Origin of the sequence: Paraburkholderia sp. A1BS-2L, assembly GCF_051125205.1 — a bacterium.
In the GTDB taxonomy this organism is placed as follows: domain Bacteria; phylum Pseudomonadota; class Gammaproteobacteria; order Burkholderiales; family Burkholderiaceae; genus Paraburkholderia.
The window spans coordinates 731392-743139 of record NZ_CP120428.1; the positions used below are offsets into that span (position 1 = coordinate 731392).

An 11748-nucleotide genomic window follows, 5' to 3' on the forward strand; every position below is an offset into this window, starting at 1 on the left:
GCCGCCATTAGGCTCGATGAGGGCGCATCGAGCGGCTCGTTGTTTCCAAGAGAGCCGCTCAGCACGCGACAGCGCACGAAGACCGTCCAACCCTGCGATACGGCCTTGTTTATTCTACCCCATATCTGTTTGTCAAGAGTTCAATGGGAATATTGTAACGCCCCGTTACCCGCCCGATGAATTCGCCGTGACTCACCGAACTCGACTTTAGACATTCAGCACCCCGATGAGGGGCGCTGGAAAATGGTTCGGAATTCGAAAACAACTTGACATAGACAGGCAATCGTGGGGCCGCCGCGCTGCTTGTGCGAGGTTTTAGCGCAAGCAGCGCGGCGGCCAATGAGAATCGTTTTCGGTTCTCTTGCGATAGCCATGTCACTGTCGAAACGCACTGAGTTTTACCTGAGCCAATGGATCAACGTTCTGCTTACCGCCGTGCCGATTCGCTCGCAAACCAGCTTCCTCGAGCTGCTGAGCGGGTGCATGATTTCGCCCGAAGGATGGGTGAGCCGCGCGATCTCGGCCATTGGGTGTACGCGCCACTGGACGGCGTATTTCAAGCTTCTGGAGCGTGGCACCTGGCGTACGGTGCCGCTCGCGCGAGCGCTGCTGAGACTGGTGCTTGCCGTCTTGCCCAGCTGCTCGCTCACCATGGTCCTGGACGACACGCTGATCATGCGCTGCTCGAAGAAGGCACCGGGCGTGGCGTGGCGACGCGAGCACAGCGGCAAGACCAACCGGCCCAAACGCGTCTGGGCGCAATGCATCGTGACGCTGGGTGTGAGCGTACTGGGTAACGGGGGCGTCGGCATGGTGCTGCCGATCCCGGGTGAGCGGGAACAAGGAAGTGCAGGCGCTGGTGGCGATATTTGGGGATCTGCCGGATACGCGGGTGACGGGGCGCTGCGATCACGATCTGCTCGATATCGTGGTACTGGCGCTATGTGCGGTGATGTCGGGAGCCGAAGGCTGGGACGACATCGAGGCATGGGGAAAAGCCCGGCAGGCGTGGTTGCAGCAGTACCTGAGGCTGCGCAACGGGGTACCCGGACATGACACGATCCGTCGAGTGTTCGAGTCGCTCTCGCCGGCGGCATTGGAAAGCCAGTTTGTGGAATGGGCACAGGGCGTATGTGGCGCGCTCGACGGGCGAGTGATCGCGATTGATGGCAAGAGCCTGCGTGGCTCACGTTCAGCCGCGCGCGGCCTGAATGCGCTGCACCTGGTGTCAGCGTATGCGGCAGAGATGGGCCTGACGCTGGGGCAGCGCCCGTGCGAAGAGAAGTCCAACGAGATCGAGGCGATCAAGGCGCTGCTGCCGACGCTGGCGCTCGACGGTGCCGTGGTCACCATCGACGCGATCGGCTGCCAGACGGCGATCGCCGGGCAAATCGTCGAGGGCGGCGGTGATTACGTGCTCGCGGTCAAAGACAACCAGCACACGCTGGCTACCGCGCTGCGGGAGTTCTTCGCCTGTCTGAACCAGCCGGGCTATGGGCCCCGTCCCAGTCATCTCCACGAAACCGTGGACAAAGGCCACGGCCGCTTCGAGACCCGCCGCTGTACGGCGGTGGGTGAACTCGACTGGCTCGACGCCATCGAACTACGTGCGCGCTGGCCGAACCTGCGCTCGGTGGCCTGCATCGAGTCGCAGCGAGAGATGAACGGGCAGCACCAGAGCGAGACGCGCTATGTGATCAGTTCACTGCCGGCCGACGCCGAACGCATCCTGTATGTCGCCCGTACCCACTGGGGCGTCGAGAACGGCCTGCACTGGTGCCTGGACGTGACCTTCAACGAAGATGCCAACCCGATCCGGTTGCGCAATGCTGCGCTGAACTTCTCGTACCTGCGCCGGCTCGCCATCAACCTGTTCCGGACTGACACTTCGCGCAAGCTCAGCTTGCCCAAACGACGCAAGCTTGCGGCATGGGAGCCCGACTATCTCGCTCAAGTCTTGAAACTACAGAAAATTTGATGCTCCAGCCCTGATTTGCCCGCCCATCGGGGTTGCCAGCATTGCGACGAGTGTTACTCATAGGTCAGTAAGTTAGGGAACTAACTCGTCGAATGAAAGTCTATCGAGTCGTGTCATTCGACGGAGCTACGGATCGTGAAACGAGACGGAAGAAGTCTGGCGCACAACATTCTCGAAGAGATGCGCATTCTCGCGCTTCAGCGAATGAATGAAGGGGAACATCCCGATGCGGTTTCGGCGTCGTTTGGAATGCATCGTTCGTGGGCATACAAGCTGAGGGCGAAGGCTCGGGGCCAAGGGCGAGGTGCGCGTGCATTGCGCTCGACTCAGGCGACAGGCCGCCCGCGCAAGCTCACGACCGCTCAGGAGCAGCAGGTGCTGCGCTGGATCAATGGCAAAAACCCGATGCAGTATGGCTTTGACTTCGGGCTTTGGACGCGCAATCTGGTACGCGAACTGGTGCAACGTAAATACGGTACGACGCTGAGCCTCGCCTCGATCGGTACGATGCTGGCGCGTCTGAACCTGACGCCGCAAAAGCCTCTGCAACGCGCTTAGCCACACGCCTGGCGATGGCCCCCGAGCGCTGACGAGGATTTTTAGCTCCGGCCTCGGTCGTGCGCATCATGAGTTCTTCCCGGGTGCGCAGCTCGCCCGCCTCCAGATTCCAGCCAACCAGGCCGAGCGAGTCGTCGCCTTCACGACGGCCATGTGGGTGTGGAACAAGGCAAAGACTCTCGCCTCGCGTCCTGCTTACGCGCACCGGGTACGGCTTGAAGTCGAGCACCAGCGCGCTGATGCTGCTAAAGAGAGCGTCAGCCCACGCGAGCAGGGCGGCCTGTGCTTCGACGTCAGGCACAGCAGTCGGCACTGAAGCATCCTGTTGGCGGCGCGGCACCCTTGCATCGGCGCAGAAGTCGTCGTTTCTGAAGAATTCACGTAGCATCGACAACAGACTGCGCTGATAGTGGGCGATGGAATTGCGGTTCAGGTTGCCCAGCGAGACCTGTTCGCGCTTCTCCGCGAAGTAGCGATGAACCGCCTCTGCGGTAGCCTCCTCGTCACAAAGCACCTGATGCAGGCTTTGCCTGTCGGCCCAGTTGACGAACTGAAGCACGCCGCGCAGTGCTGTACTGATTGTGCCCGGACGCATCGCACCAAATGTCATACGCCCGGAAAGCTGGGTCACCAGCAGACGTACGATCCTGGCGCGTTCGCTGCTGAAGCTTGTTTGGTCGAAAGTGTGTCGCGAGCGCTGTGGGCTCGACGTGTCACGCGTCAGATAGCAGATCTGACCGATATCGGAACGTTTGCTGACGCCTTCCCACCTGAGCAGCGCCCGCTCGGGGTGCAGCAGCGTCGTGCCTTCCGCGAGCGGCATGCGAACTTCCTCGTACTGGCGGCTCATGATGCCACCGCGGTGTTGAGGGTGCGCGTGACCAGCGTCGACAGGTGCGCTCCCCAGCCGTCCTGTACAGCGTCGAACAGCTTGCGATTATCGCGGTAAGCGAGGTAGCGTAAATGTGCTGCAGCACAAACGGTTATGTTTTGCCGAAACTTATGTTGCCGCGAAGACCGGAATGCCATTCTTGCGGCACCCGCGTTCGAAACGCGGCAACATAACCTTTGTCCGCTTATCAAGCGTCAAAGGGCTTTCAGGAAACTCATGAGGCCAGCATCAGTATGCCAAGGCCTGGTCCTCTTCTCCTTCGGTAGATCGCAGAGGGCAAGCGCTTTAGCCTTCATTTCCAGGTCGACCTCCGCATAGATATGGGTGGTATCCAGAGATACATGCCCCAACCATGCCCGAATGGTGTTGATGTCTACGCCTGAACGAAGCAAATGGACGGCACAGGTGTGCCGCCTATCTCTATCAAGAGATAGAGCAGAGATTTTTTTGGTTGGCGATCGCGGCTACGGACGCGTGAACAGGCCGGTCGGGGGCAGTCCGCGATCGGTAATCAAAAAAATGTTTGTGCTAAACCGCTCCGCAGGCGCTGGCGTCTATGGGCGTTGAATGCTCGTCGGCGTGATTTGTGATGCCCGGCGCACGGGTGGCGCGCGCCAGAACCGGGCGGTTGGCCGGGCGCGTCGTGCGAAGACAGCCGAAATGCGGACGTCAATGGGTAAGGAATGCGGAGTGTCGCGGCATTGTGATGGTGCGACGACGCCAGGGCACGCGTCGGTTCGCGTTGGCCGCGTGGGGGAAGACCAACGTGGGCGGGGGTGGTGCTGATGCCGGTCAGTGCACATGGCTGGGGTCAGGTGGAGCCCGAGCGAGGATGCCAGGCGTGCGGCTAGGCAGTGCACCTTCGATACGGACCATGTGGCCCTTGCCGCACACGGGGCAATCGCGCAGTGACCTGCCGGTGAGCCGCTGGTAACGGTCGCGGTAGTCTTCCGCGATGATGGGTGACGCAGCGGCAGCCGGCTCGACGCCGAGCAGCCGCCGGCAGGTGGTCAGGCGCGCCGCCCGATGGCGATTGGCGAGCCACCCGTAGCTACGGATGCGCTTGAAGCCGTCGGGCAGCACGTGCAGCAGGAAGCGGCGGATGAACTCGTCGACCGTCAGGGTCATGGTCCTGTGGCGGGCTTCGTGACGGTAGTCCTTCCACTGGAACAACACCGAATCGCCATCAAAGCGCAGCAACCGGTTATTTGAGATGGCAACGCGATGCGTGTAGCGGCCAAGGTAATCGAGTACCTGGGCCGCGCCGCCAAACGGTGGTTTCGCATAAACGACCCACTCCGCCTGGGCGGCGGGCGCGAGCCAGGCGGCGAACGCTCGCAGATCACGCAGCGGCTCGAGTTGGCCATGGAAGCGCAGCACGCCAGCGTCGAACGCGCGGCGCAGCTGCTCGAGAAAGAGGCGGCGAAACAGGCGCGAGAGCACCCGCACCGGCAGGAAGAAGCCGGGCCAACAGGCGATCCAGCGCTCACCGTCCGGCGCGATGCCACCGCCCGTTACCACGCAGTGCACGTGCGGATGGTGCAGCAGATTCTGCCCCCACGTGTGCAGGACCGTGATGAAGCCGATCTCCGCGCCCAGGTGTTTCGGATCGGCGGCGATCGTGCGCAGCGTCTCGGCGCTGGTGCGAAACAGCAGATCGTAGAGGGTCTTCTTGTTCTGGTACGCGAGCGTAGCGATGGGCTCGGGAAGTGTGAAGACGACGTGGAAGTATTCGATCGAGGGGAGTAGCTCGGCGCGCCGGCGTTCGAGCCATTGCGCGCGGGCGAGCGACTGGCACTTCGGACAGCAGCGATGGCGGCACGAGTCGTAGGCAATGCGCTGATGACCACATGTATCGCACTGCTAAACATGTCCGCCGAGCGCGGCGGTACGGCACAGCTCGATGGCGCTCATCGCGCGGCGCTGGGCGCGACTGAGGGCGTCGGCATGGTTCTGCCGGTAGTAAGGCCCGCAGCGGCGGAAGATGTCCGCCACCTCGAGCGCCGGTCGCATCGCCGGCTTCAGAAGTATGCGGGAGGTATGGGTTCAGGCGGGATGGGTGCGGGGCGCGGCAGCAGGTCGAAGGGACTGGTGGTGGCACACACGGTGCTCGTAGCCAGCTTGAGATACCGGGCTGTGGTCGCCATGCTGCGATGTCCCATCAGCAGCTGGATCCGGCGTACATCGGCGCCGGTTTCCAGCAGGTGCGTGGCGAACGCGTGGCGCAAAGAATGTGGAGTAACGGGTTTGGTGATGCCGCTGCGCTGGCGCGCAAGCGCGCATGCCTCGCCGACTGCGCAGCGCGTGATGGGCCGCCCGGGAATGTTGCCCGGAAACAGCCACTCCCGCGGGTGAGCATCCTGCCAGTACAGTCTCAGGATCTCGAGCAGTCGCGGCGAGAGCATTACATAGCGGTCCTTACGGCCTTTACCCTGGCGGACGCGAATCATCATCCGCTTGCTGTCGATATCGGTGACCTTCAGGTGGACGACTTCCGATACTCGCAGGCCGGCCGCGTAGGCAGTCATCAGGATGGTGCGCTGCTTCAGGCTCGGAATGGACTCGAAGAAACGCGTCACTTCGTCGAAGCTCAGGATGACGGGCAGTTTCACGGGCCGTTTGGGTAACGGGAAATCCTCGTCACTCCAGTCGCGCCTGAGCGTGATCCGGTACAGGAAGCGCAGCGCGCCGACGGCCAGTTGGACACTGGCGGCCGCGAGCTTGCGTTCGTTGGTCAGGTGGATGATCCAGGCACGGATCTCCTCGGGACCGAGCACCTCGGGTGAGCGCCGGAAGTGCCGGGCGAAACTGGAGACTTGCAGCAGATAGGCCTTCTGGGTGTTGTCTGCAAGGTTGCGGATCTGCATGTCATGCGTAAGCGGTAATTTCGGCTCATCTGGAACGTGCGGGTAACCAGGAACAAGATTGCGTCCGCAGCTTACACATTGCGGACGCAGATCATGACTGACCTACAAACTGACTTTGACTTCCTGCCCCTTCGGGTAATTGGTAAATCGGCCGACGGCAAGAACCGGTACGACCGGGATAGCAAGCGCAAGCTGATCGAGGCGTGCCAGAAACCCGGCGCTTCCGTGGCCGGGCTGGCACTCAAGGCCGGCGTGAACGCCAACCAGCTTCGCAAGTGGATTTCCCTCGATCGTATAAAGACACGCTCCCGGTCTGCACGGCAGCCGGAACCAGCCAGTACGTCGGCATTCGTTCCTGTTCTGGAAGTGGTCGATGCCGAGCCTGTGCACCTGCCAGCCAGGCCATCCCTGTCCGACCCCCAGCCGGCCGTGAAACGGCCCGAGCCGATGCGACCCTCGCAACGTGCACCGTTGCCTTCACGCCTGGTGGCTCAGTTGCCCAACGGCGTCAGTCTTGAACTCGAATGTGACCAGCAGGATACGGCACTACTCAAGGCGATGATCGATGCGCTGAGGGCGAGATGATGCTGCGCTTCGATCCCGATCTGAAGGTCTACCTCTGTCGCGAGCCTGTCGACTTCCGTTGCGGCATCAACACGCTCGCGGCCCTGGTCACGGAGTCGATGCAGCTGGACCCGCTCGCCCGCGCCGTGTACGCCTTCCGCAACCGCAAATGCGATCGCGTCAAACTTCTGCTGTACGAGCGCACCGGATTCTGGCTGCTGCTGCGCCGGCTTGAGGAAGACCGTTTCGTCTGGCCGAAGCGAGCTCAAGAAGTCATCGAGATGACGACCGAGCAGCTTCACTGGCTGCTCGACGGTATCGATATCGACGCCGTTCGTCGCCATCCTGTGCGCCGCTACCTGCACGCCAGCTAGTCTGCGCAAAGGCGCGTTGCACGTAAACAACGGCGGCGCGCTTTTTACGGGTTGACGTAAACCCACGGCGCGCCGTGCTCCGCTATCCTGGAGCGCATGAATCATCCCGATCTCAAGCACGTACCCAGCGCCGTCAGAGGCTATATCCGCGATCTCGAAGAGCGCGCGACACAGGACATTGCCCAGCGCGACGCTCAGATCGGCGAGCTCAATCAGCGCATCGAGCAACTCGAAGAACAGATCCGCCTGCTGCAGGCTGAACGCTACGCGCCAAAGAGCGAGAAGCGCAAGGATCGCGTGTTCGACGAGGCCGAGCAGATCGCCCGCACCGAACCCTCCGACGAAGAAGACGAGGGTGTCCAGCCGGCGCTGCCCGAGACCGGACTGCCCCCGTCCAGTCAGCCTGAACGAAGCAAGGCTGGCCGTACTCCACTGCCGGCCTATCTCAAGCGCGGACGTGTTGAATACGACCTGCCGGAGGACCAGCGAGGCTGCCCGTGTTGCGGCAATACGATGCATCGCATCGGCGAGGACGTCAGCGAACAGCTGCACGTCGAAGTCAAGTGGACCGTGCGGCAGAATGCACGCTCCAAATGGGCATGCCGGCACTGCGTAATCGGTAATTCACCGACGTCCTTGCGATATCAGACGTCCTGATGCAAGGGCGAGCGCAACGGATTGTCGGCGAAGAGCGATTTCCACATGCGCGGCGTGAGTTCGTGCACGCGCGACGCCGGGTGCTGGCCCACGCGCTGCAGCACGTCGACGAGATAGTCGTAGGGATCAATGTCGTGCAGCTTGCACGTCACCAGCAGGCTTTGCGCGATACCGATTTGCCTGGCGCCGAGTTCGGTCCAGCAGAACATCCAGTTCTTCTTGCCCATTGGAATGGCGCGCAGCGCGCGCTCCAATGAATTCGTATCGATCTCGACGTCCGGATCGTCCAGATACAGCAACAGTCCTTCGCGGCGCTCGCGTACATAGGCCAGCGCTTTCGTGAGCGGACTGCTCGGCAGCAAGCCTTGCGCCTCAAACTGCCTGTCCACCCAGACGAAGAACTGCTGCGCCGCCGGCTTCGCATATTGCTGCCGCCAGGCGCGCTTGCCGGAGCCTGTCAGGCCCTTCTGCCGAATGTCTTCCTCGACGCGATACAGCGCGCCGATATGCTCCAGCGCTTCGGCCACCCGTGCCGGCTCGATCTCCTCTGCCTTCACGAACGCACGTCTGCTGTGCGCCCAGCACTGTGCGTGGGCGAGTCCCGTCTTCTTTGCATACCAGGCGTATGCCTTGTAGCCGTCCGTGTGCAGCACGCTGCCAGTCGCTGCGGTTTGCCCGAGCAACTGCTCGACGTGCTCCTGCCGCCGGCTCGGCTGGTAGTGGAAGCATATCTCCTCGCGCTCGCCCATTACAGGCCAGAAGTACGCCGACTTCATCTTGCCGGGGCCGTCCCGCCCGGCCTTGATCGGCGTCTCGTCCATGCGCTTGACGCGCGAGCTCAGGATCGATTGCCACTGCGCGTCGTGGATTGGCTCGATGAGCGCAATGGCCGCTTGCGCGATCTGCGTGAGCCACTGCCGCGACACGCGGATGCCACATTGGGCAAGCCGCTGATGTTGACGGTACAGTGGCAGGTGGTACACCAGCTTGTCGATGAGCAGCCCGGCGATGAACGACACATCGGCGCGGCTGCCTTCGATCACACCAACCGGCGCCGCAGGACACGACAGCGCCTGCGTATCGCGCCGCTTGATCACCGGGCGCACGTACCTGAGCACGACATAGCTGCCGGGACGCTGGGCCAGCCGGTGGCTCACACGCTCGCCGATTACTTCGTAATCCTCGGGATCGAGTCCTTTGGCTTCGGGGTTCGCAACCGGGATGACTTCGACCGGTACCTTGCCCTCGTCGAAGAACAGTGTCGATTCGTCGACATCCGCACGCCTGGGCGGGGCGCTGCGCTCGTGGCCGGCTATGCGTGTCTTCCTGCCTGGAACCGGTGCATCGGGCACGGCATCGAAGGCTTCGCCCAGCGTGCCTTGTGGCGCATCGGGCTGGACGATGCGACGCTCGCTCTTGCGACCGAACAGCTGGCGCTGGAACCACGCGACTTGCGCGCGCAATTGTGCGTTCTCGCCGAGCACCGCATCGCATCGCGCCGACAACGCCGCCACGCGCGCGGTGAGCGCAGCGATGGTCTCGTCGGTGGCGGCTGTCGATGGCATGGCCACCATCATAGGGCAAGGTATGCCTCATGGCCAGGGCCTCACAGGTGATTGTGGCTGCGGGTGCCGGTAACGATGCCGCTGCCGGATGACCTCGATTCCCTCCAGCAACAGCTTCAGTTGCGTGACATCAATCTCACGCGTATCCACCCGGTTCCAGTTGGCCAGAAAGCGGCCTTGCTCGAGCCGCTTGGCCCAAACGCACCAGCCGCTGCGATCGAAGTAGAGCACCTTGATCTGCGTGGCACGACGGTTGATGAACGCGAACAGATGCCCCCCAAGTGGATCGACCGGCATGCTGTGGCGCGCGATCGCGTACAAGCCATCGAACGAACGCCGCATGTCCACGGGGGCACCGTACAGGAACACGCGCACCTGCTGTTCCGGAAAGAACATCAGCTTCTCGCGATCGTGAGAACGATGCCGCCGGGCAGATCGAGGCGGATCGTCAGATTCGCCTGTCCAGCCGGGGTGCCCGGCTCGACGTGCGTGTCAGTTGCCGCAATGGTACCCAGATCGACAAAGGCTGTGCCTGCGGTGGGCACATCCGCACCACGCGGTGATGCCGGGCTCTGCAAGCGCCGCCGCCAATGATAGAAGCGAAACTCCGACACCGACTCCTCGCGGCAAAACGCTCTGACCGTCTGTCCGCACTCTGCAAAGCGCGCTAGCCGCTGCCGCCATGCAGATTCCACTTCCTCTCGCTTTGCTGTTGCACTCATCGTCTGCTCCTGATCGGACTGAACGAGGAGCATTCTGCAACGACACTTACGCGAACTCTATAACGCTCATGGCTTACCGCTTACCACGTGCCGACTACACATACGACCTGCGGCAAAAGCACAGTGTCCCGCTGCTCGACGCCTTCAAGACGTGGCTCGACGAACTGGCACCGACTGTGGCGCCGCAGAGTCTGCTTGGAAAGGCAATCGCGTACACGCGCAACCAGTGGCAATATCTGAGCCGTTACGTAACCGATGGCCGAGCTCCGATAGATAATAATGTTTGCGAACGTGACGTCAGGCCGTTTGCCGTCGCAAGGCGAAACTGGCTATTTAGTGATACTCAAGATGGCGCGAAGGCGAGCGCTACCGTGTACAGCTTGATGCTGACTTGCAGAGCTTGCGGTGTCGATCCATACGACTATCTGATGCACATACTCACCGAAATGCCGCAGCGCGCACCGGATGCTGATGTGACTGATTTGCTGCCGTTCCGCTACGCCCAACAGCAGCGGGAAAAAGCGCAGTCCGACTGACAAACTGGATGCGCGTCAGCACGCTGACAGCCGCGCATGCTCACCACCCTGACGCAGACATCGCTGGTTGATCTCGACCGTCGCGATGCGGCTACGCTTGCCCACTGGCTGCGAACGATTCTCCATTCGGTGTGCGGAAATCATCGCTTACTGTCATGCAGCATGCGTTCGCGCAGCGGTGTCATGGCGAACCTCCTGAAACAGTGGATGGAATGCCCGATCGGGCACTTCCATACTGCTCCAGGTGGACGGCCTGCCATGCCGGCGGTTCGGCAGTAGACGACCGTGATGGTCGAACGCCAGATATTGACGTCCACCATTCCCCCCAATACCGCTTCAGCGGTTTAGTACAGGCGGCACTATCTTCCCTTCCGAATTATGTCTTGTAATTGCATGAAGACGGCTTTTCCTAGTCAAACAGCCGACGCCGGATAGAGATAATCTTGAACTCCTTCCATCAGCTCCCCACGCCGGGGAAGGAGGTCATCGTGAAGTACACCATTCATGATCGGGTCACGCCCTCTCATGCGCCAGAAGGGCCGCTTGCAGCCCATTTGATATCGTTTGCGGATGCGATCAGCGCCCAGGGATACAGCGCGCAGTCCATGAAGCAGCAGATACGTATCGCCGCATGCTTTAGTCTTTGGCTTAAGCAGACAGGTGTCAGCGTAAAGGACATCTGCTACGACCACGCGACACGGTATTTGCGCTTTCGCGCCCGACATGTGCAACCTTACCGTGGCGATCGGGCTGCACTCCGTCATCTCATCGATTTTATGCGGAGTGAGGGCGTGATTCCTGTCGAGAAGACAGCAACACGTCGGGTGCCACCGGCTGAGATCTGTGCACAGGCATACGCGGAGTACCTGCGCGATGCTCGGGCTCTCGCCGATGCAACGATCAACTACTACGTGCCATTCGTCTGCGACTTTCTCCGCCATTGTTTCGGTAACGGGAAGGTCAACTTATCGCGATTACGTGCCGTGGATATCGTGAGCTTCGTTGGAGTAGCCCCCTGAAACACCGGACACAGTC

Annotated in this window: 9 protein-coding genes and 5 pseudogenes; 8 read left to right on the forward strand and 6 right to left on the reverse strand. The window is 61.7% G+C overall.

The genetic code is table 11. The features are described 5' to 3' along the window. Positions 1 to 372: 372 nt before the first annotated feature. From P5W98_RS03200 to P5W98_RS03210, 3 genes and pseudogenes are all read left to right on the forward strand, one after another. Positions 373 to 825 (forward strand): annotated as a pseudogene (locus P5W98_RS03200) (transposase); the annotation flags it as partial. Positions 826 to 829: 4 nt separating this feature from the next. After that, on the forward strand, positions 830 to 1978 hold the full coding sequence (locus tag P5W98_RS03205; protein WP_434718260.1) for an ISAs1 family transposase: 1149 nt from the start codon (positions 830 to 832) through the stop codon (positions 1976 to 1978). A 180-nt stretch (positions 1979 to 2158) separates the two neighbouring features. Then, positions 2159 to 2533, forward strand: a pseudogene (locus P5W98_RS03210) (winged helix-turn-helix domain-containing protein); the annotation flags it as partial. Between the two features lie 1089 nt (positions 2534 to 3622). On the opposite strand, the gene P5W98_RS03215 reads toward P5W98_RS03210, so the two are convergent. The 3 genes and pseudogenes from P5W98_RS03215 to P5W98_RS03225 form a co-directional block, all read right to left on the reverse strand. Continuing rightward, positions 3623 to 3820 (reverse strand): hypothetical protein, encoded by a 198-nt coding sequence (locus P5W98_RS03215; protein WP_434718261.1) that lies wholly within the window; start codon positions 3818 to 3820, stop codon positions 3623 to 3625. Between the two features lie 400 nt (positions 3821 to 4220). Next, positions 4221 to 5441 (reverse strand): annotated as a pseudogene (locus tag P5W98_RS03220) (IS91 family transposase). An 8-nt stretch (positions 5442 to 5449) separates the two neighbouring features. Continuing rightward, complete coding sequence (locus P5W98_RS03225) at positions 5450 to 6295, reverse strand: tyrosine-type recombinase/integrase (protein WP_434718262.1); 846 nt, start codon at positions 6293 to 6295, stop codon at positions 5450 to 5452. Positions 6296 to 6388: 93 nt separating this feature from the next. Between P5W98_RS03225 and tnpA (P5W98_RS03230) the strand changes: the two genes are divergently transcribed. From tnpA (P5W98_RS03230) to P5W98_RS03240, 3 genes and pseudogenes are all read left to right on the forward strand, one after another. Beyond that, on the forward strand, positions 6389 to 6880 hold the full coding sequence (tnpA, locus tag P5W98_RS03230) for an IS66-like element accessory protein TnpA (protein WP_434718263.1): 492 nt from the start codon (positions 6389 to 6391) through the stop codon (positions 6878 to 6880). Then, the gene (gene tnpB, locus P5W98_RS03235) at positions 6877 to 7233 is read left to right on the forward strand and encodes an IS66 family insertion sequence element accessory protein TnpB (protein WP_434718264.1); all 357 of its coding nucleotides are present in this window, start codon (positions 6877 to 6879) and stop codon (positions 7231 to 7233) included. Before tnpA (P5W98_RS03230) ends, tnpB (P5W98_RS03235) begins: the two co-directional genes overlap by 4 nt. 96 nt (positions 7234 to 7329) lie before the next feature. Continuing rightward, a pseudogene (locus P5W98_RS03240) lies at positions 7330 to 7845 on the forward strand (IS66 family transposase zinc-finger binding domain-containing protein); the annotation flags it as partial. 32 nt (positions 7846 to 7877) lie between these two features. Here P5W98_RS03240 and tnpC read toward each other — a convergent pair. The 3 genes from tnpC to tnpA (P5W98_RS03255) are packed head-to-tail and all read right to left on the reverse strand — an operon-like array spanning position 7878 to position 10210. After that, positions 7878 to 9464: an IS66 family transposase gene (gene tnpC / locus P5W98_RS03245; protein ID WP_434718498.1), complete on the reverse strand. Its 1587-nt coding sequence runs from the start codon at positions 9462 to 9464 to the stop codon at positions 7878 to 7880. An 18-nt stretch (positions 9465 to 9482) separates the two neighbouring features. Further along, positions 9483 to 9851, reverse strand: a complete 369-nt coding sequence (gene tnpB / locus P5W98_RS03250; RefSeq protein ID WP_421079050.1) for an IS66 family insertion sequence element accessory protein TnpB — start codon at positions 9849 to 9851, stop codon at positions 9483 to 9485. Next, on the reverse strand, positions 9851 to 10210 hold the full coding sequence (gene tnpA, locus P5W98_RS03255) for an IS66 family insertion sequence element accessory protein TnpA (protein ID WP_434718265.1): 360 nt from the start codon (positions 10208 to 10210) through the stop codon (positions 9851 to 9853). Before tnpA (P5W98_RS03255) ends, tnpB (P5W98_RS03250) begins: the two co-directional genes overlap by 1 nt. 47 nt (positions 10211 to 10257) lie before the next feature. On the opposite strand from tnpA (P5W98_RS03255), the pseudogene P5W98_RS03260 reads away from it, so the two are divergent. Then, positions 10258 to 10713: pseudogene (locus P5W98_RS03260) on the forward strand (IS66 family transposase); the annotation flags it as partial. A gap of 488 nt (positions 10714 to 11201) precedes the next feature. Continuing rightward, entirely contained in the window at positions 11202 to 11732 is a 531-nt protein-coding gene (locus P5W98_RS03265) for a hypothetical protein (protein ID WP_434718266.1), read from the forward strand. Positions 11733 to 11748 lie beyond the last annotated feature (16 nt).

Bases quoted from the DNA above. Each gene is read 5' to 3' on its own strand.
- tnpC (WP_434718498.1), bottom strand. From the start codon at position 9,464: ATGGTGGCCATGCCATCGACAGCCGCCACCGACGAGACCATCGCTGCG.
- tnpB (WP_421079050.1), bottom strand. From the start codon at position 9,851: ATGTTCTTTCCGGAACAGCAGGTGCGCGTGTTCCTGTACGGTGCCCCC.
- tnpA (WP_434718265.1), bottom strand. From the start codon at position 10,210: ATGCTCCTCGTTCAGTCCGATCAGGAGCAGACGATGAGTGCAACAGCA.
- tnpB (WP_434718264.1), top strand. From the start codon at position 6,877: ATGATGCTGCGCTTCGATCCCGATCTGAAGGTCTACCTCTGTCGCGAG.
- tnpA (WP_434718263.1), top strand. From the start codon at position 6,389: ATGACTGACCTACAAACTGACTTTGACTTCCTGCCCCTTCGGGTAATT.
- P5W98_RS03225 (WP_434718262.1), bottom strand. From the start codon at position 6,295: ATGCAGATCCGCAACCTTGCAGACAACACCCAGAAGGCCTATCTGCTG.